This window comes from Stenotrophomonas sp. S41 (assembly GCF_016624625.1).
Taxonomy (GTDB): Bacteria; Pseudomonadota; Gammaproteobacteria; order Xanthomonadales; family Xanthomonadaceae; genus Stenotrophomonas.
This window is the reverse complement of sequence record NZ_JACVTV010000091.1, coordinates 1-18,564: the sequence shown is the minus strand read 5'-3', so window position 1 is coordinate 18,564 and position 18,564 is coordinate 1. Positions and strand designations below refer to the sequence as shown.

General features: G+C 67.3%; 20 protein-coding genes. 6 read left to right on the top strand and 14 right to left on the bottom strand.

Translation table 11 applies throughout. The features are described 5' to 3' along the window. Nucleotides 1-52: 52 nt before the first annotated feature. The 10 genes from IAE56_RS16410 to IAE56_RS16365 form a co-directional block, all read right to left on the bottom strand. The gene (locus IAE56_RS16410; RefSeq protein ID WP_200753243.1) at nt 53-499 is read right to left on the bottom strand and encodes a DUF6491 family protein; all 447 of its coding nucleotides are present in this window, start codon (nt 497-499) and stop codon (nt 53-55) included. A gap of 209 nt (nt 500-708) precedes the next feature. Then, the gene (gene lolD, locus IAE56_RS16405) at nt 709-1,422 is read right to left on the bottom strand and encodes a lipoprotein-releasing ABC transporter ATP-binding protein LolD (protein ID WP_108768527.1); all 714 of its coding nucleotides are present in this window, start codon (nt 1,420-1,422) and stop codon (nt 709-711) included. Next, complete coding sequence (locus tag IAE56_RS16400; protein ID WP_108768526.1) at nt 1,415-2,656, bottom strand: lipoprotein-releasing ABC transporter permease subunit; 1,242 nt, start codon at nt 2,654-2,656, stop codon at nt 1,415-1,417. The genes lolD and IAE56_RS16400 overlap by 8 nt, the downstream gene beginning before the upstream one ends. A gap of 23 nt (nt 2,657-2,679) precedes the next feature. Next, a complete protein-coding gene (locus IAE56_RS16395) occupies nt 2,680-3,129 on the bottom strand; it encodes a hypothetical protein (protein ID WP_200753242.1) in 450 nt (149 codons plus the stop codon). After that, complete coding sequence (locus IAE56_RS16390) at nt 3,080-3,328, bottom strand: succinate dehydrogenase assembly factor 2 (RefSeq protein ID WP_108768524.1); 249 nt, start codon at nt 3,326-3,328, stop codon at nt 3,080-3,082. The genes IAE56_RS16395 and IAE56_RS16390 overlap by 50 nt, the downstream gene beginning before the upstream one ends. A 98-nt stretch (nt 3,329-3,426) precedes the next feature. Continuing rightward, on the bottom strand, nt 3,427-4,212 hold the full coding sequence (locus IAE56_RS16385) for a succinate dehydrogenase iron-sulfur subunit (protein WP_200753241.1): 786 nt from the start codon (nt 4,210-4,212) through the stop codon (nt 3,427-3,429). A gap of 69 nt (nt 4,213-4,281) precedes the next feature. After that, on the bottom strand, nt 4,282-6,072 hold the full coding sequence (sdhA, locus tag IAE56_RS16380; protein ID WP_200753240.1) for a succinate dehydrogenase flavoprotein subunit: 1,791 nt from the start codon (nt 6,070-6,072) through the stop codon (nt 4,282-4,284). 31 nt (nt 6,073-6,103) lie between these two features. Then, a complete protein-coding gene (gene sdhD, locus IAE56_RS16375; RefSeq protein ID WP_200753239.1) occupies nt 6,104-6,490 on the bottom strand; it encodes a succinate dehydrogenase, hydrophobic membrane anchor protein in 387 nt (128 codons plus the stop codon). Then, complete coding sequence (gene sdhC / locus IAE56_RS16370) at nt 6,487-6,879, bottom strand: succinate dehydrogenase, cytochrome b556 subunit (protein WP_079221502.1); 393 nt, start codon at nt 6,877-6,879, stop codon at nt 6,487-6,489. The genes sdhD and sdhC overlap by 4 nt, the downstream gene beginning before the upstream one ends. Before the next feature lie 57 nt (nt 6,880-6,936). Beyond that, nucleotides 6,937-7,110: a DUF1674 domain-containing protein gene (locus tag IAE56_RS16365; protein WP_079221501.1), complete on the bottom strand. Its 174-nt coding sequence runs from the start codon at nt 7,108-7,110 to the stop codon at nt 6,937-6,939. 39 nt (nt 7,111-7,149) lie between these two features. On the opposite strand from IAE56_RS16365, the gene IAE56_RS16360 reads away from it, so the two are divergent. Next, nucleotides 7,150-8,025 (top strand): folate-binding protein YgfZ, encoded by an 876-nt coding sequence (locus IAE56_RS16360; RefSeq protein ID WP_200753238.1) that lies wholly within the window; start codon nt 7,150-7,152, stop codon nt 8,023-8,025. An 87-nt stretch (nt 8,026-8,112) separates the two neighbouring features. Here the strand turns inward: IAE56_RS16360 and ugpC are convergent, their stop codons facing one another. Then, nucleotides 8,113-9,195: a sn-glycerol-3-phosphate ABC transporter ATP-binding protein UgpC gene (gene ugpC, locus IAE56_RS16355; RefSeq protein WP_200753237.1), complete on the bottom strand. Its 1,083-nt coding sequence runs from the start codon at nt 9,193-9,195 to the stop codon at nt 8,113-8,115. A 353-nt stretch (nt 9,196-9,548) separates the two neighbouring features. On the opposite strand from ugpC, the gene zwf reads away from it, so the two are divergent. The 5 genes from zwf (at nt 9,549) to eda (ending at nt 15,572) form a co-directional block, all read left to right on the top strand. Beyond that, nucleotides 9,549-10,985, top strand: coding sequence for a glucose-6-phosphate dehydrogenase (gene zwf, locus IAE56_RS16350; protein WP_200753236.1), 1,437 nt, complete (start codon nt 9,549-9,551; stop codon nt 10,983-10,985). Then, the gene (gene glk / locus IAE56_RS16345; RefSeq protein ID WP_200734203.1) at nt 10,982-11,989 is read left to right on the top strand and encodes a glucokinase; all 1,008 of its coding nucleotides are present in this window, start codon (nt 10,982-10,984) and stop codon (nt 11,987-11,989) included. Before zwf ends, glk begins: the two co-directional genes overlap by 4 nt. Continuing rightward, on the top strand, nt 11,986-12,708 hold the full coding sequence (gene pgl / locus IAE56_RS16340) for a 6-phosphogluconolactonase (RefSeq protein WP_108768518.1): 723 nt from the start codon (nt 11,986-11,988) through the stop codon (nt 12,706-12,708). The genes glk and pgl overlap by 4 nt, the downstream gene beginning before the upstream one ends. A 57-nt stretch (nt 12,709-12,765) precedes the next feature. Beyond that, nucleotides 12,766-14,682 (top strand): phosphogluconate dehydratase, encoded by a 1,917-nt coding sequence (gene edd, locus IAE56_RS16335; protein ID WP_108768517.1) that lies wholly within the window; start codon nt 12,766-12,768, stop codon nt 14,680-14,682. A gap of 230 nt (nt 14,683-14,912) precedes the next feature. Next, nucleotides 14,913-15,572 (top strand): bifunctional 4-hydroxy-2-oxoglutarate aldolase/2-dehydro-3-deoxy-phosphogluconate aldolase, encoded by a 660-nt coding sequence (gene eda / locus IAE56_RS16330; protein WP_108768516.1) that lies wholly within the window; start codon nt 14,913-14,915, stop codon nt 15,570-15,572. A 165-nt stretch (nt 15,573-15,737) separates the two neighbouring features. Here eda and IAE56_RS16325 read toward each other — a convergent pair whose 3' ends face one another. The 3 genes from IAE56_RS16325 to ispG form a co-directional block, all read right to left on the bottom strand. Continuing rightward, nucleotides 15,738-16,385 (bottom strand): response regulator, encoded by a 648-nt coding sequence (locus IAE56_RS16325; protein ID WP_116865046.1) that lies wholly within the window; start codon nt 16,383-16,385, stop codon nt 15,738-15,740. Nucleotides 16,386-16,585: 200 nt separating this feature from the next. Next, entirely contained in the window at nt 16,586-17,335 is a 750-nt protein-coding gene (locus IAE56_RS16320) for a phosphatase PAP2 family protein (RefSeq protein ID WP_200753235.1), read from the bottom strand. Beyond that, on the bottom strand, nt 17,316-18,564 hold a 1,249-nt coding region (gene ispG / locus IAE56_RS16315; protein WP_234456136.1), incomplete at its 5' end, for a flavodoxin-dependent (E)-4-hydroxy-3-methylbut-2-enyl-diphosphate synthase. The genes IAE56_RS16320 and ispG, both read right to left, overlap by 20 nt.

The window sequence follows — 18,564 nt, the reverse complement described above, 5'->3', positions numbered from 1 at the left end:
GGGCCATGCCCGGCGACCAGATATCCGCCGGGCATGGCCCGGCGCTACCCGATTATTCCGCGGGCGCTTCGCGCTCCTGCACCTGCGCCTGGCGCATGTCCTTTTCCTGCGCGCGCAGCGATTTGACGTCCAGCTTGCGGATCGTCTTGATGAAGCACGGCAGGCGCGGGCCACCGGTCGGGTCGCGTACGATCACCTTGTCGAACGGCGCGCTGACGCGGCCCATGTGGCTGGTCAGGCCGATGGCAGGCGCATACGAAAGATCCGGGCACGGCCCGGTCAGTTCCAGCAGGTAGGCTTCGCTCGGCTTGGTCCAGACTGCCAGCGCGCTGTCACCCAGCTCGGTCCAGCCGTTGAGCGTGCCCAGGAACTGCATGTCCTTCTGCGCCGGACCAGCGTGGGCGCGGTACAGCTCCAGGCGGTCGGCACTGGTCAGGCCGGTGGTGGCGCAAGCGGCCAGCGCCAGGCACAGGCCGGCGATCAGCAACGGGGTCTTCATGGCGATCTCCAGCGGGGAACTGCGCACATCATGCGCCCGGCCGTGCAACGCCGGCGCAACGGCCGGCGGCCCGATTCAGCCGCCGGTCGGCGCGGCCCGGTAGTCGCCAACCTTGGTTGGCGCTCGGCCGGCAAAAGCAGCCGACCAAGGTCGGCATCTACCAGAGCGAAGCCAGCCCCGCAGAGCGAGGCCAGAGCGAGGCCAGCCCCTCAGACGTCAGCGTGTGCCAATGCGTGCAGACGCCCTTCGCGCAGTTCCAGCACGCGGTCCAGACGACGCGCGAGGCTGCGGTCGTGGGTCACCAGTACCAGGCTGGTGTGGCGGGCACGGTTGAGCTCCAGCATCAGCTCGAACACGGTGGCCGCGGTGCGGTCATCCAGGTTGCCGGTCGGCTCATCGCCGAGCACGCAGGCCGGATGGTTGACCAGCGCACGCGCCACGGCGGCACGCTGGCGCTCGCCACCGGAAAGTTCGCCCGGCTTGTGGTCCAGGCGATGGCCCAGGCCGACCGCTTCCAGCAGCGCGGTCGCACGCTGGCTGGCTTCGGGCACGCCGGTACCGGCCAGCATCACCGGCATCATCACGTTTTCCAACGCGGTGAATTCCGGCAGCAGGTGGTGGAACTGGTAGACGAAGCCCAGCGCCTGGTTGCGCAGCAGGCCACGCGCGGTGTCCGACAGGGTCGACATGCGCTGGCCGGTGACGAACACCTCACCTGCGGTCGGCACATCCAGGCCGCCCAGCAGGTGCAGCAACGTGCTCTTGCCGGCGCCGGAGGCACCGATGATCGCCACCGTTTCGCCGGCATTGACCTTCAGGTCCAGCCCGTCGAACACCGGGGTCTGCATGCGGCCTTCGGCGTAGGTCTTGCCCAGGCCCTCGGCACGGATCACTTCATCGCCGCGGTTGACGACCTTATTCATAGCGCAGGGCCTCCGCCGGCTGGGTGCGTGCTGCCCGCCAGGCGGGATACAGGGTGGCCAGGAAACTCATCAGCAGCGCGATCAGCGTGATCGCCACGATATCGCCGGTCTGCATGTCGGTCGGCAGGCCGGTGATGTAGTACACGTCCTCCGGCAGCAGCTTGACGTTGAACAGCGACTCGATGGCACCGAGGATGCGCTCGAGGTTCAAGGTCAGGGTGATGCCGCCGATCAGGCCGGCCAGCGTGCCGAAGATGCCGATCAGCGAGCCCTGCACCATGAACACCTGCATCACCCCGCCCGGGGTCAGGCCCAGCGTGCGCAGGATGGCGATGTCGGCCTGCTTGTCGGTCACCAGCATCACCTGCGAGGACACCAGGTTGAAGGCACCCATCGCGATGATCAGCGACAGCAGGATGCCCATCACCACTTTTTCCATCCGCAGCGAGTGGTAGAGGTTGGCGTTCTGCTGGGTCCAGTCGCTCACCCGGTACGCGCCGCCCAGGTTCTGCGCCAGGTCCACGCCCACTTCCAGCGAGCGGTCCATGTCGTGCAGTTTCAGGCGTACGCCGGTGGCGCCGTCGGAGCGCAGCACGCGCTCGAGGTCCTTCATGTTGGCGAAGCCGACGCCACGGTCGACCTCGTTGTAGCCAGCCTCGAACAGACCACTGACGGTGAAGCGTTTCATCCGCGGCACCGCACCGGCCGGGGTGCCCTGCACTTCGGCGAACGTCACCAGCACCTGATCGCCCACGTCCACGCCCAGCCAGATGGCCAGCTCCTTGCCCAGCAGCAGGTTGAAGCTGCCCGGCTTGAGGCTGTCATAGCTGCCCTTGGTGATCTTCTTGTCGATCACCGACACCTTCGGCTCCAGCGCCGGGTCGATGCCCTGGATGATCGCACCCTGCACGCGCGGGCCGCTGATCATCGACTGGATCTCGATGTACGGCGCGGCACCGGCCACGCGCGGATCCTTGTTGGCCACGTCGACCACGCGCATCCAGTCCGGCATCGGCTCGCCGTCGCGGCTGATGGTGGTATGGGCGGTCATCTGCAGCAGACGGCTGCGGATTTCCTTCTGGAAACCGCTCATCACCGCCAGGGTGGTGATCAGCACCGTGACGCCGAGCGCGATGCCCAGGATCGATGCCATTGAAATGAACGAGATGAAGCCGTTGCGGCGCTTGGCGCGCAGGTAGCGCAGGCCGATGGCCACGGGGATGGGTTTGAACATGCAGGCACGCCAGTCAATTCAGTCTATGGTGCCATCGTACGGGGTCGGCGTGAAACGCTGCGTGCGGACACGGCCAGTCGCAGTTCACGTCGCTGCCGTTGGTCGAGCACGTCCGGCCAGAACAGCAGGCGCCCGCGCCGGCCGTCGACACACCAGTGCAGCAGCAGCCAAGGGCCGCGCACCACCAGCCGCGGCGCATCGATATCGGCACCCTCCAGCTGCAGCGGCGCCGGCAGCGTGGTCAGCTCAAGCCGGCGCGCGGGCCGGCGCAGTCGCCAGCCCAGCTGGGCCAGGCCCAGCAGCCAGACCGCCACCAGCACCGGCCAGTACCGGTCTTCCGGCAGGGCCGAGGCGCGCAGCAGCCAGGGCGCGGCCAGCAGGATCAGCGCCTGCGCGCCGGCCTGCAGCCGCGAGGGTCGCCACTCAAGCCTTGAGGGCGAGGATCTTCTGCATGAGGGGCACGGCGTGGGCATGCGGGCAGGCCTCGTAGCCCATGAACCAGCGCCACAACTTATCGTCCTCGCATTCGAGCAGGAACAGGAAAACCTCGCGCTCTTCGGTCGGCGCAGTGCTCCATTCGCGGTCGAGGTAGCGGCCGAACAGCTGGTCCAGCTCGCGCATGCCGCGGCGGCAGCGCCAGCGCAGCTTCTTCAGCAGGGTTTCTTCGTCCATCGTGTTTCTCCAGATACAGCAAAGCCACGCATGGCGTGGCTCTACTGGTTGGTGCAGCCACGCATGGCGTGGCTCTACCGGGTAACGCCAGGCCTGTATCAGGCGCGGCGTTCCATCATCAGCTTCTTGATCTCAGCGATCGCCAGCGCCGGGTTCAGGCCCTTCGGGCAGGTCCGGGCACAGTTCATGATGGTGTGGCAGCGGTACAGCTTGAACGGATCTTCCAGATCGTCCAGGCGCTCACCGGTGTCCTCATCGCGTGAATCGATGATCCAGCGGTAGGCCTGCAGCAGGATCGCCGGGCCCAGGTAACGCTCGCCGTTCCACCAGTAGCTCGGGCAGCTGGTCGAGCAGCAGGCGCACAGGATGCACTCGTACAGGCCGTCGAGCTTCTTGCGGTCTTCCGGCGACTGCAGGCGCTCACGGTCCGGCGGTGCCGGGGTCTGCGTGCGGATCCACGGCTTGATCGAGGCGTACTGCGCGTAGAAGTGGGTCAGGTCCGGAACCAGATCCTTGACCACGCTCATGTGCGGCAGCGGGTAGATCGGCACTTCCTTCTTGCCGCAGTCCGCGATGGCGCGGGTGCAGGCCAGGGTGTTGGTGCCGTCGATGTTCATCGCGCACGAACCGCAGATACCCTCGCGGCAGGAGCGACGGAAGGTCAGGGTCGGATCGATCTCGTTCTTGATCTTGATCAGCGCGTCCAGGACCATCGGGCCGCAGGCGTCCAGATCGATCTCATAGGTATCGGTGCGCGGATTGCTGTCGTCGTCCGGACTCCAGCGGTAGATCTTGAAGGTGCGCACGTTCTTGCCGCCGCTCTTGGCGGGGAAGTGCTGGCCCTTCGTGACCTTGGAATTCTTGGGGAGTGAAAACTCGGCCATGGCTGCTCTCGTTGGCTCAGGCGGCCCGCGCCATCAAGGCGCGGATTGCATGGTAGGCGGGGGTCGCGATCAGTACACGCGCGGCTTCGGCGGCACCACGTCGACCTCGTCGGTCAGCGTGTACATGTGCACCGGACGGTAGTCGAAGCTGCACTTGCCCTTCTCGTCGACGGTGACCAGCGTGTGCTTGTGCCAGTTGACGTCGTCGCGGTCCGGGAAGTCCTCGTGCGCGTGCGCACCACGGCTTTCCTTGCGCTGTTCCGCCGAGTTGATCGTCGCCACCGCGTTCAGCAGCAGGTTGTTCAGCTCGTAGGTCTCGATCAGGTCCGAGTTCCAGACCAGCGAACGGTCGCTGACCTTCACGTCCTGGAACGAATCGAACACGGTCGCCATCTTCTCGCAGCCTTCCTTCAGCGTCTGGCTGGTACGGAAGACGGCGGCGTCGGCCTGCATCGTGCGCTGCATGTTGTCGCGGATGACCGAGGTCGGCGTATGGCCATTGGCGTAACGCAGCTTGTCCAGCAGGCCCAGCGCCTTGTCGCAGGCATCGGCCGGCAGCGGCTTGTGCGCAGCGCCCGGCTTGATGGTCTCGGCACAGCGGTTGGCCACGGCACGGCCGAACACCACCAGGTCGAGCAGCGAGTTCGAGCCCAGGCGGTTGGCGCCGTGCACGGACACGCAGGCCGCTTCGCCGATGGCGTACAGGCCCGGCACCACGGCATCGGGGTTGTCGCCATCCTTGCGCACGACTTCGCCGTGGAAGTTGGTCGGAATGCCGCCCATGTTGTAGTGCACGGTCGGGATGACCGGGATCGGCTGCTTGTGCACGTCGACGCCGGCGAAGATGCGCGCGCTCTCGGCGATGCCCGGCAGCTTCTCGTCGATCACGCCCGGGCCGAGGTGGGTCAGGTCGAGCAGGATGTGATCCTTGTGCTCGCCGACGCCGCGGCCTTCGCGGATCTCGATGGTCATCGAACGGGCCACCACGTCACGCGAGGCCAGATCCTTGTAATGCGGTGCGTAGCGCTCCATGAAGCGCTCGCCGCTGCTGTTGCGCAGGATGCCGCCTTCACCGCGGACACCCTCGGTGATCAGGCAGCCGGCGCCGTAGATGCCGGTCGGGTGGAACTGCACGAACTCCATGTCCTGCATGGCGATGCCGGCGCGCATGGCCAGGCCGCCACCGTCGCCGGTGCAGGTGTGCGCCGAGGTGGCGCTGAAGTACGCGCGGCCGTAGCCGCCGGTGGCCAGCACCACGCCCTGGGCGCGGAACAGGTGCAGCGTGCCGTCGGCCATGTCCAGGGCCAGCACGCCACGGCACACGCCTTCGTCATCGAAGATCAGGTCGAGTGCGAAGTACTCGATCATGAAGCGCGCGTCGTGCTTGAGCGACTGCTGGTACAGGGTGTGCAGCATGGCGTGACCGGTACGGTCGGCCGCCGCGCAGGTACGCTGCGCCGCCGGGCCTTCGCCGTACTTGGTGGTCATGCCGCCGAACGGGCGCTGGTAGATCTTGCCTTCGGCGGTGCGGCTGAACGGCACGCCGTAGTGCTCGAGCTCGATGATGGCCGGGATGGCCTCACGGCACATGTACTCGATGGCGTCCTGGTCGCCCAGCCAGTCCGAGCCCTTGATGGTGTCGTAGAAGTGGTAGCGCCAATCGTCTTCGCCCATGTTGGCGAGCGCGGCGGAAATGCCACCCTGTGCAGCGACGGTGTGCGAACGGGTCGGGAAGACCTTGGTCAGGCACACGGTCTGCAGGCCCTTGGCGGCAAGGCCGAACGTGGCGCGCAGGCCGGCGCCGCCGGCGCCCACCACGACCATGTCGTACTTGTGTTCGGTGATCTTGTAAGCGGACATCTAGTCTGGATTCCTGTCTTGGTGCCTGGGCTCAGGCAACGCCGAGGGCGATGCGGCCCACCGCAAACACACTGACGATCATGCCGAGCACGGCGACGAACTTCACCGCGGTCTGCAGCACCAGGGCCAGCAGCGATTCGTGGATGTAATCTTCCAGCACGACCTGCATGCCGAGCTGTGCGTGCCAGAACATGGTGATCAGCAGGCCGATCAGCGGCACGGCATTCCACGGCTTGGCGATGGTGGCCACGGCCGTGGCGTAGTCGGCGCCGGCCATGCGCACCACAAGCACCAGGAACCACAGGCCCAGCACCACCAGAGCGGCGGCGGTCAGGCGCTGGTGCACGAAGTGCTCGGTGCCGGTCTTGGCCGAACCAAGGCCGCGCACGTTCTTCAGCGGGGTACGGAACTTGCTCATGCGGCACCTCCGAACAACACGTAGGCCCAGACCAGCGCGGTGATCACCAGGCTGCCGAAGACCGAGATCCAGCTGCTGCGGACGAAGGCCGGGATGCTGAAACCAACGGCGAAGTCCTGCACGACGTGGCGGATGCCATTGCACAGGTGATAGGCGAACGACCATGTCCACGCAAACAGGAACACGCGGCCATACCAGGCCCCGGCATGGCCGGTGAAGCAGTTCCACGAATCGGGGCCCATCATCAGGGCCAGCAGGCCGGCAGCGATGATGAGGGCACCCACGGACAGAAAGACGCCAGTGGCTCGATGCAGGATCGAGGTGGCCATCTGAATCTGCCAGCGATACACCTGGAGGTGCGGGGATAGGGGGCGTTGTCTGGTCGCCATTTCGCTGGGCTCGTTGTCTCGGCTGGGCGGCACGATGCCGCGTTGGCTCAATGCTGATCAGAAATCGATGCAGCGTCCGTTTTTCTCCCAATCGCCATACCGCACCGGATCAAGTCCGCCGCGGCCGCCGAATTCCTCTTCCGCCTCTGGTTTTTCCACGGGCACGGGTGCCGCGGGAACCAGCGGGGCTTCAGTTTCGTCGTCGGGAGTGGGGGTTGTTTGGCCTATCATGTTCGGTCTCGCAACGCACAAATTTTAGACCTCGTTCACGTGCCTGACAACCTTCCCCCTGCTTTCGTCGCATATCCGCGCCTGCCCGGCCACCAGCTGCTGAGCCTGCAGGGCGCCGATGCCGCCGTTTTCGCCCACGCCCAGTTCAGCAGCGACGTGACCGCCCTGCCCCTGCGGCACTGGCAGTGGAGCGCCTGGCTGAGCGCCAAGGGACGCACCCTTGCAGTGTTCCAGCTGCTGCGGCTGGCCGAGGATCACGTGATGCTGATGCTGGCCGATGGCGATGCAGATGCGATTGCGTCGCAACTGCAGCGCTTCGTGTTCCGCCGCAAGGTGAAGCTGCAGGTGCATGCCGATCTTGCCGTGGCGGGCGCGTTCACTGCGCCGGAAGCGGCCAGTGGCGCGGCGATTGCCGGTGGTGGCGAGGCGGGTTGGGAACTGGATCTGGGCAGCGATGCCCTGCCGCGAACCCTGCGCATCGGTCCGGTTGAAGGGTTTGCGGCTGGCAGCGAGGCCGACGAAGCCGCGTTCGCCCTGGCCTGGCGCCAGGCTGACCTGCGCTTCGGCCTGCCGCGCTTGGAAGAAAGCCAGCGCGAAGTGTGGACGCCGCAGCAGCTGGGCCTTGACCGCCTGAACGGCTACAGCGTGAAGAAGGGCTGCTACCCGGGCCAGGAAATCGTGGCCCGCACCCACTTCCTCGGCAAGGCCAAGCGCGCGGTGCAGCTGCTGCATGCCGCCGCCCCGGCGCAGGCCGGTGATGTCGTGCAGCAGGACGGCGCAGCGCTGGGCAGCATTGCCAGCGTGGCCGGCGATCTGGCCCTGGCGGTGCTGCCACTGGAAACCAGTGATGCGGAATTGCAGGTGGGCGGTGTGACCGCGCAGCGCGTGCCGCTGCTGGATGGCCTGGCGCGCTGAGGGCGCGCCCCGCATCCACGCGGTGGGTGCGGACCGTTGGTCCGCACGCCGCTCATGACGCCGGGCATGGCCCGGCGCTACCGCCGCTTACAGGCGTTCGCCGCTTTCCGCATCGAAGAAATGCAGGCCCTGCGGATGGATCGCCACGCGGATGTCCTCGCCCACGCCCGGCAGCGACTGCGGCGCCACGCGCATGGTCAGCGCATGCTTGCCGCTGCTGAGATTGACGAAGATCTCGTTGCCGACCGGCTCGATGCCCTCGATGCGTGCGGTGAACGCATGCGTATCGTCGGCACCCGCCGGCTGCAGGTGCTCCGGACGCACGCCCACGGCAATCGACTTCTGCAGCCATGCCGGGTCGATGGTGGCCTGGCCCAGCGGTGCGCGCCATTCGCCATCGACCACGGTCACGCCGCCGGCATCGCCCTGCAGCGTGCCGCGCAGCACGTTCATCGCCGGGCTGCCGAGGAAGCCGGCCACGAACAGGTTGGCCGGGCGGTCGTACAGCGCCATCGGCGTGTCGATCTGCTGGATGATGCCGTCCTTCAGCACCACGATGCGCTGGCCCAAGGTCATTGCTTCGACCTGGTCATGCGTCACGTAGATCATGGTGGTGCCCAGCTTGCGGTGCAGCTGCGCGATTTCGGTACGCACGCTGTGGCGCAGCTTGGCATCCAGGTTGGACAGCGGCTCGTCCAGCAGGAACACCGCCGGCTCGCGCACCAGTGCACGGCCCAGGGCCACGCGCTGGCGCTGGCCGCCGGACATCGCCTTCGGCAGCTTGTCCATCATCTCGGTCAGACCCAGCGTCTGCGCCGCCTCGGCGATGCGCTTGTCGATGGTCGCCTTGTCGTGGCCACGCAGCTTCAGGCCGAAGGCCAGGTTCTCTGCCACGGTCATGTGCGGGTACAGCGCATAACTCTGGAACACCATGGCGATGTCGCGATCCTTCGGCGCCACATCGTTGACCACCCGGTCACCGATGGTCAGCGTGCCACCGCTGATCTCCTCAAGACCCGCCACCATCCGCAGCAGGGTCGACTTGCCACAGCCGGACGGTCCGACCAGCACCATGAGCTCGCCATCGGCGACCTCGAAGGTGGCGTCCTTCACCGCGACCTGGCCGTTGTCGTAGACCTTGCGCACACCCTGCAACTGCACTTTTGCCATTTCAATCTATCCAGTCCGCCCGACGCCGGGCTGTCATTGGGGACTGCCTCGGCCCTCCCGATGGCAGTGATGATTGCGCAGCTGCCGCATGACGGCGACCACTGCAATCGAATACAGTTGCCCATTCTGCCATGTAAACGTTTTCACGTGGCACTATCCGAACGTCGGTGCGCGCCGATCTGCTTCGACGACCAGACGAAAGGTCATCGTCGTAGTGGTTACGAATGGAACGGTCTTCCGGCCTGCCGGAAATCCGCCCCCATCGAGCCTCGGACAGACAGTAGCGCGGATGTCCCCTGAACCCAGCCATGAAGCGATTGACAACGATGTCACCCGGATCTGAAACTCGAGCGATGCACGACACCCTCTTCCTGTTTGGTGCCACAGGCGACTTGGCCCAGCGCTACCTGTTCCCTTCGCTGCTGCGCCTGCTTGGCGACGGCCTGCTGCCGGAGGACTTCCGCATCCGTGCGCTGGCCCTGTCCGGCCATGACACCGAAGCCTTCCACGATATCCTGCGGCCGCGTCTGCAGCAGGCCATGCCGATGGCCAGCCAGGAGGACATCGCCTCCCTGCTGCGCCGCATCGACTACCGCTCGGTGGACCTGCGTGACGTCGACTCGGTCGCCGCCGCCGTCTCCGACCTGGTCGACCGTCGCTGCGTGAGCTACCTGGCCATCCCGCCGGGCCTGTACATCTCCACCTGCGAAGGCCTGGCCAAGGGCGGCGCCCTGGCAGCACCGTCGCGCCTGATGCTGGAAAAGCCGATCGGCAGCGACAGCGAGAGCGCCGAGGAGATCATCTCCACCATCGGCCAGTGGATCGACGAAGACCGCGTGTTCCGCCTGGACCACTACCTGGGCAAGGCGGCGGTGCAGAACCTGATCGCCCTGCGCTTCGGCAACACGCTGCTGGAAGCGGTGTGGAACCGCAACTACATCGAATCGGTGCACATCCTGGTGGCCGAGAGCGAAGGCGTGGACGGCCGCGACGCGTACTACGCGCGCTCCGGCGCGCTGCGCGACATGGTGCAGAGCCACATCCTGCAGCTGCTGTGCATGGTGGCGATGGAGCCGCCGGCCTCGCTGGAAGCCGACCGCATCCGCGACGAGAAGGTCAAGGTGCTGCGCGCCCTGCGCCCGCTGGACGCGAAGAACGCCGCCCGTGACAGCATCCGCGGCCGCTACACCGCTGGCAGCATCAACGGCCAGCCGGCCCAGGCCTACCAGCCGCCGGAAGGCAGCGACGTGGAAACCTTCGCCGGCGTCACCGCGCACATCGACAACTGGCGCTGGAGCGGCGTGCCGTTCCACCTGGTCACCGGCAAGCGCCTGCCCGAGCGCACCACCCGCGTGGTGGTCACGCTGAAGCCGGTCACCCACTGGCTGTTCGAGCGCCCGCAGCGTGCGCAGGCCGCGCCGAACCGCCTGGTGTTCCAGCTGCAGCCGCAGGAAAACATCGAACTGGGCCTGATGAGCAGCCTGGCCGGCCCGGAATGGGGCGCGCTGGAACTGCACCCGCTGGAACTGGAACTGTCCGTGCCGACCGGCCTGCACCGCCGCATCGCCTACGAGCGCCTGTTCCTGGACGCCTTCAACGGCAACCACACCCTGTTCGTGCGCGACGACGAAGTGCGCGCGGCCTGGGCCTGGATCGACAGCGTGGCCGATGCCTGGAAGGCCGCCAACCTGCCGCTGGAACCCTACCCGGCCGGCCAGTGGGGCCCGGACAACGCCACCGACTTCCTGCCGCAGGGCGTTGACGCCCCGGACAGCGGAGCATCGGCATGAGTGTCGGCAGCCAGCCCGTGCTGGTCGCCGACATCGGCGGCACCAACGCCCGCTTCGCCCTCGCCGACACCTCGCTGGACGCGCCCCTGCAGAAGGACAGCATCCGCGAATACGCGGTGGCTGAGTTCCCCTCGCTGGGTGATGCCGCACGCCACTACCTGGAACAGGCCGGCGCCACTGCGCGCCGCGGCGTGTTCGCGGTGGCCGGCCGCGTGGACGGTGACGAAGCACGTATCACCAACCACCCGTGGGTGATCTCGCGCAGCCGCACCGCGACCATGCTCGGCTTCGACGAACTGCACCTGATCAACGACTTCGCCGCACAGGCGATGGCCGTGGCCCTGCTGCAGCCGCATGACGTGATCCAGATCGGCGGCGCGCACTGGACCCCGGCCGCACCGGGCGAATCGCGCAACTACGGCGTGATCGGTCCGGGCACCGGCCTCGGTGTCGGCGGCCTGATCGTGCGCCACGGCCGCAGCTATCCGCTGGAAACCGAAGGTGGCCACGTCAGCTTCCCGCCGGGCACGCCGGAGGAGATCCGCATCCTGGAGATCCTGTCCGAGCAGTTCGGCCGCGTCTCCAACGAACGCCTGATCTGCGGCCCCGGCCTGGTCAATATCCATCGCGCCGTGTGCGAGATGGCCGGTTTCGATCCGGGCCAGCTGCAGCCGGCCGACGTCACCGCGCGTGCCGCGCTGGGTGACCCGCAGGCGATGCGCACGGTGGACGTGTTCTGCGCCGTGTTCGGTGCCATCGCAGGTGACCTGGTGCTGGTGCAGGGCGCGTGGGACGGCGTGTTCCTGACCGGTGGCCTGGTGCCGAAGATGCTCGATTCGCTGCAGCATTCCGGTTTCCGCCAGCGCTTCGAACACAAGGGCCGGTTCTCTTCGATCATGGCGCGGGTGCCGTCGCTGGCGATCATGCACCCCTGCCCCGGGCTGCTGGGCGCCGCCGCCTATGCCGCCGACGCCGAACGTGACGCTACAGGAGTTGCCGCATGAGCCCGACCTTCCACGACGACCGCATCGACTTCATCAGCCATGGCGATGCCGATGGCTGGATCGAAGCCGTGGCCGCCGAAATGGCCCAGGCGATCAACCACGACATCAACGAAGTGGGCCGCGCCCGCATCCTGCTGTCCGGTGGCACCACCCCGGCGCCGGTGTACCAGGCGCTGGCCGAGCTGGACGTGCTCTGGGACCGCGTGGAAGTGAGCCTGGCCGATGAGCGCTGGCTGTCGCCGCAGGATCGCGACAGCAATGCCTGGCTGGTGCGCGAGCATCTGCTCAAGCGTGCCGAAGGTGCCCACTTCGATCCGCTGGTGCGCATCGGCAAGCCGCTGCCCGAATGCGTGTACACCGCCAACCTGCAGGCCCAGCACAGCCAGGCGCCGAGCGTGGTGGCGCTGGGCATGGGCAACGATGGCCACACCGCCTCGCTGTTCCCGGGCTCGAAGGATCTGGCCCGTGCACTGGAAAGCACCCTGCCCTACGCCGCGCTGGATGCCACCGGCTGCCCCGGTGCCAACCAGTGGCCGCTGCGCATCACCCTGACCCCGCGTGGCCTGGGCCAGTGCCGCCAGCGCCTGCTGCTGCTGCGCGGCAAGCAGAAGCTGCAGGTCCTGCGCCAGGCGCTGGACAGCAACGATGCGCAGCAGTACCCGATCCTCAATGCAATCAACCTGGACGGCGCGCGCCTGCGCGTGCACTGGGCTGATTGACGTCGGCGGCGGCGTCCGCTGCCGCTTGCCTCTCGCCACCTTGAACGCTGGTAGCCAATGAGCCTCCATCCGCAACTGCAAGCCATCACCGATCGCGTCATCCGCCGCAGCGCCGCGTCGCGCGCCGCCTACCTGGCCGCGATCGACGCCGCCCTGCGCGATGGCCCGTTCCGCAGCCGCCTGAGCTGCGGCAACCTCGCCCACGGCTTCGCCGCCTGCGGCACGACCGACAAGAGCCGCCTGCGCGGCGGCGTGACCCCGAACCTGGGCATCATCACCGCCTACAACGACATGCTGTCGGCGCACCAGCCGTTCGAGACCTATCCGGAGCAGATTCGTGAGGTCGCCCGCGAACTCGGCGCGACCGCACAGGTGGCCGGCGCCGTGCCGGCGATGTGCGACGGCGTGACCCAGGGTCGCGGCGGCATGGAACTGTCGCTGTTCTCGCGCGACGTGATCGCGCAGGCCACGGCCATCGGCCTCAGCCACGACATGTTCGACACCACCATCCACCTCGGCGTGTGCGACAAGATCGTGCCGGGCCTGCTGATCGGCGCACTGGCCTTCGGCCACCTGCCGGCAGTGTTCGTGCCGGCCGGCCCGATGACCCCGGGCATCCCGAACAAGCAGAAGGCCGAAGTGCGCGAGCGCTACGCCGCCGGCGAAGCCACCCGCGAGGAACTGCTGGAAGCCGAGTCCGCCTCGTACCACGGCGTCGGCACCTGCACCTTCTACGGCACTGCCAATTCCAACCAGGTGCTGCTGGAAGCGATGGGCGTGCAGCTGCCGGGCGCGTCGTTCGTCAACCCGGATACGCCGCTGCGCGACGCGCTGACCCGCGAAGCCACCGAGCGTGCGCTGGACATCACCGCGCTGGGCGACGATTTCCGTCCGCTGGGCCGCATCATCGACGAGCGCGCGATCCTCAACGCGGTCATCGCGCTGATGGCCACCGGTGGTTCGACCAACCACACCATTCACTGGATCGCCGTTGCCCGCGCCGCCGGCATCGTGCTGACCTGGGACGACTTCGACGAGCTGTCGCAGCTGGTTCCGCTGCTGGCCCGCGTCTATCCGAACGGCGAGGCCGACGTGAACCGCTTCGCCGCGGCCGGTGGCCCGGCGTTCGTGTTCGGCGAGCTGATCAAGGCCGGCCTGATGCATGGCGACATCGTCAGCGTGGCCCGTGGTGGCATGGCCGACTACGCCCGCGAGCCGCAGCTGCGCGACGGCAAGCTGGTGTACCTGCCGGGCCTGGAACGCAGCGCCGATGAAGAAGTGGTGCGCAGCGTCGACAACCCGTTCGAAAGCCAGGGTGGCCTGCGCCTGCTGCGCGGCAACCTGGGCAAGTCGCTGATCAAGCTGTCGGCGGTGAAGCCGCAGTACCGCACCATCGAGGCACCGGCCGTGGTGGTCGATGCGCCGCAGGTGCTGAACAAGCTGCACGCCGGTGGCCTGCTGCCGGAGCATTTCGTGGCGGTGGTGCGTTACCAGGGCCCGCGTGCGAACGGCATGCCGGAACTGCATTCGCTGGCGCCGCTGCTGGGCCTGCTGCAGAACCAGGGCCGGCGCGTGGCGCTGGTCACCGACGGTCGCCTGTCCGGTGCCTCGGGCAAGATCCCGGCGGCGATCCACGTGACGCCGGAAGCGGCGCGCGGTGGCCCGCTGGCCAAGGTGCGCGAGGGCGACATGATCCGCCTGGACGGCGAAGCCGGCACGCTGGAAGTGCTGGTGGATGCGGCCGAGTGGGCGGCGCGTTCGCTGGCGCCGAACACGGCACCGGCAGCGCATGACCTGGGCCGCAATCTGTTCGCGATCAACCGTCGCGTGGTGGGTCCGGCGGACCAGGGTGCGATTTCGATTTCGTGCGGGCCGGCGGCGGCGGATGGTGGGCCGTGGGATTACGATTCGGAGTATGAGCTGGGGCACGATGCTGCGGCTGCGGCGGCGCCGCATGAGGCGAAGGACGCCTGAGTTGTTGGAGAGCGCTGCGGGTTTGTTGCGGCGGTGAGCCTCCTCGTTGAGGGCGCGGTCAGCCCCAGCCGGGACACGCCGTAAACCCATCCATGGGGGCTCGGTCGCGGCATCCATGCCGCTCACGGTCCCGGCTGGGGCTGACCGCGCCCTCCTGACACTCTCCGGCGCATCAATGCCGCGAAGTGATCATTGAAATCAAATTCGAAAGCAAAGGCAGAAGCAGAGCTATGGGTATCGAACAACATCAGGTGAAGGCGGCGGAACTGCTGCGTGCGGCGGGCATCCTGCCGGTGGTGACGATTCATACGCTGGACCAGGCGCGTGCGGTGAGTGCGGCGCTGCTGGAAGGTGGCCTGCCGGCCATCGAGCTGACGCTGCGTACGCCGGTGGCGATGGAAGCGCTGGCGATGCTCAAGCGTGAGCTGCCCGACGTGGTGGTGGGTGCGGGTACGGTGCTGACCGTGGAGCAGATGCAGCAGTCGATCGATGCGGGCGCGGATTTCCTGGTGACGCCGGGTACGCCGCCGGTGCTGGCCGATGCGCTGGCGGCGGCACCGCTGCCGGTGGTGCCGGGTGCGGCCACGCCGACCGAGCTGCTGTCGCTCTACGCGCGCGGCTTCCGCGTGTGCAAGCTGTTCCCGGCCACGGCCGTGGGTGGCCTGGCGATGATCAAGGGCCTTGCCGGCCCGGTTGCCGACCTGAAGCTGTGCCCGACAGGTGGCATCACCGAAAACACCGCCGCCGAGTACCTGGAGCAGAAGAACGTGGTCTGCATCGGTGGCTCGTGGATGGTGCCGGGCAACTGGATCGCCGACGGCGAGTGGGACAAGGTGCGCGCCAGCGCCGCCGACGCCGCGAAGATCATCAAGCGCGTCCGCGGCCACTGAGCCCACCCCAGGTGTAGAGCCGAGCCCACGCTCGGCTCCGGCATCATCAGGGGTCAGAGCCCTTTCCCGCCGGGAAAGGGATCCGACCCCGAAGTGCGCGCAACCTGTCCCGGGTCGGATCCCTTTCCGCAGGAAAGGGCTCTGACCCGGCTGTAGCCGACGCCGTTACAGCGGCCGTGCCGGATCCACCAGCCCGTACTGGCTGGCCATGCGCGCCAGCGCGATGTTGTCGCTGATCCCCATCTTCTCGAACAACCGCGCCTTGTGCGTGTTCACCGTCTTCGCGCTCAGGCTCAGGCGCCGCGCGATGTCTTCCTGGCGCAGGCCCTGGGTCAGCAGCAGCGCCACTTCCAGCTCGCGCGGCGACAGCGTATCGAACGGCGAGGCATTGCCTTCCACCGTGGACAGCGCCAGGTTCTGCGCGATGCTGGTGCCCAGGTAACGGCGCCCGGCCGCGACGTCACGCACCGCACGCAGCAGTTCCTGCGCATCGCAGCCCTTGCCGATGTAGCCGGCGGCGCCCGCTTCCAGCAGTCGCTTCGGCAGCGGGCCGTCTTCCAGCACGGACACGATCACCACGCGCGTGGCGCGGTGGCCACGGACGATGCGCTCGGTCACTTCCATGCCACTGACACCCGGCAGGTGCAGGTCGCACAGCACCACGTCCGGCAGCAGCTGGCGGATCTCGCGCAAGCCGTCTTCGCCGGTCTCGGCTTCGCCCACCACCTCGATGTCGGTTTCACTCGACAAAATCATCTTCATACCGGTGCGGACCAGCGCGTGGTCGTCCACCAGGTAGACTCGAATCGTCATTCACGTACCTCTTCGAATGCGGCCATTGCGGGCCACGCTAGGCAGGGCTTCCGGGCATCGCAAGCACGACGACGGCGCAAAAACGGCGTTCTGCCTTGCGCATCACATTCTTCGCACATCGATGTTGCCCCCTGTCCCACAGAACCCGTTACAACGAAACAACCTGCTCTTGCATGGACGTCCCCGAAGGGGCATCCACGTCACTCCCCTGTTGCGATCGCTTCGCTGGCCCCTGCTGGCGGCGAACCGCTGCGTCGCCAAGGTTGTCGGCGACTGAACATGACCAGATAGCACCCTACCACCCAAACCAGCGCCGCACACCATCCGGCGAGGATATCGGAGGGGTAATGCACCCCCAGGTAGACCCGCGAGAGGCTGACCAGCAGGCTGAACAGCGGCGCCAGCACCAGCACCGGCCAGCGCCAGCGGGTGTTCCACGCCAGCAGCACCAGGGTCGCGGCCAGGGTCATGGTGCCCATCGCGTGCCCGCTGGGGAAGCTGAACGTCGATTCCGGCGCGATCGATTCCCACAGGCTGGGGCGGTCGCGCTGGAAGAACTGCTTGCTGCCCATGTTCAGCAGCGCCGAGCCGACGAAGCACACCGCCACGAAGGTCGCCTCGCGCCAGCGCCGCCGCCACAGCAGCGCGCCGACGATCAGCACGTCCGCCGGAATCAGGAACCATTCGTAGCCCAGTTTCGACAGCAGCACGAAGCAGCGGTCCAGCCACGGCGAATGCAGCCCGTGCATCTGCCACAGCAGCGGGGCGTCGAAATGGAACGACTCGAACTCGTGCACTTCATCGGCCAGGGCGACGAAGCCGGCCAGCGGCAGCAGCACGCCGGCAAACAGCAGCACCAGGCGCCACGTATTGCGCCCCATCCAGTGTCGGAAGCCGGACGCCGGTTCCGGCGCGGCCAGGATCGGCGGCTTACCCGGCGATCCGGACATACTTCTGTTCGACGTAGTCGTCGATCAGGGCAACGAATTCCTGGGCGATGTTGTCGCCACGCAGGGTCACCTTCTTCTCGCCGTCGACGAACACCGGCGCGGCCGGCGTTTCGCCGGTACCCGGCAGGGAAATGCCGATGTTGGCGTGGCGCGACTCACCCGGACCATTGACGATGCAACCCATTACCGCCAGGGTCATGTTCTCCGCACCCGGGTGCTGCACCTTCCAGACCGGCATCTTCTCGCGCACGTGGTTCTGCACGACCTTGGCCAGTTCCTGGAAGAACTCGGAGGTGGTGCGGCCGCAGCCCGGGCAGGCGGTGACCAGCGGGGTGAAGGCGCGCTGGCCGGTGGTCTGCAGCAGTTCCTGGGCGACGATCACTTCCTGCGTACGCGACTGGCCCGGCTCGGGCGTCAGCGAAATGCGGATGGTGTCACCAATACCTTCCTGCAGCAGCACGCTCAGCGCCGCCGCCGAAGCGACGATGCCCTTGCTGCCGATGCCGGCTTCGGTCAGGCCCAGGTGCAGGGCGAAATCCGAACGCTGGGCCAGGTCGCGGTACACCGCGATCAGTTCCTGCACGCCGCTGACCTTGGCCGAAAGAATGATGCGATCGCGCGGCAGGCCGATCTCCACCGCCTGCTCGGCCGAATCCAGCGCCGAACGGATCAGCGCCTCGCGCAGCACGCGGCCGGCGTCCCAGGGCTGTTCGCGATGGTTGTTCTCGTCCATCAGCTTCGCCGCCAGGGCCTGGTCCAGCGAGCCCCAGTTGGCACCGATGCGCACCGGCTTGTTGTAGCGGATGGCGAACTCGATCAGCTGGGCGAACTGCAGGTCCTTCTTCTTGCCGAAGCCGACGTTGCCCGGGTTGATGCGGTACTTGGCCAGCGCTTCGGCGCAGGCCGGCTCGGCCGTCAGCAGCTGGTGGCCGTTGTAGTGGAAGTCACCGATCAGCGGTACGTCGATGCCCATCATCGCCAGCTTGTCGACGATGCGCGGAATGGCCGCGGCCGCCTCTACAGTGTTGACGGTCAACCGCACCATTTCCGAACCGGCGCGCCACAATTCGGCCACCTGCTTCACGCTGGAGGCGACGTCGGAGGTGTCGGTGTTGGTCATCGACTGCACCACCACGGGCTTGCCGCCACCTACGGTGACCCCGCCGATCTGGACGGCATGGGTCTGGCGACGGGACCAGGCGGTGGCATCGGAGGGTTGGGTCGGGCGG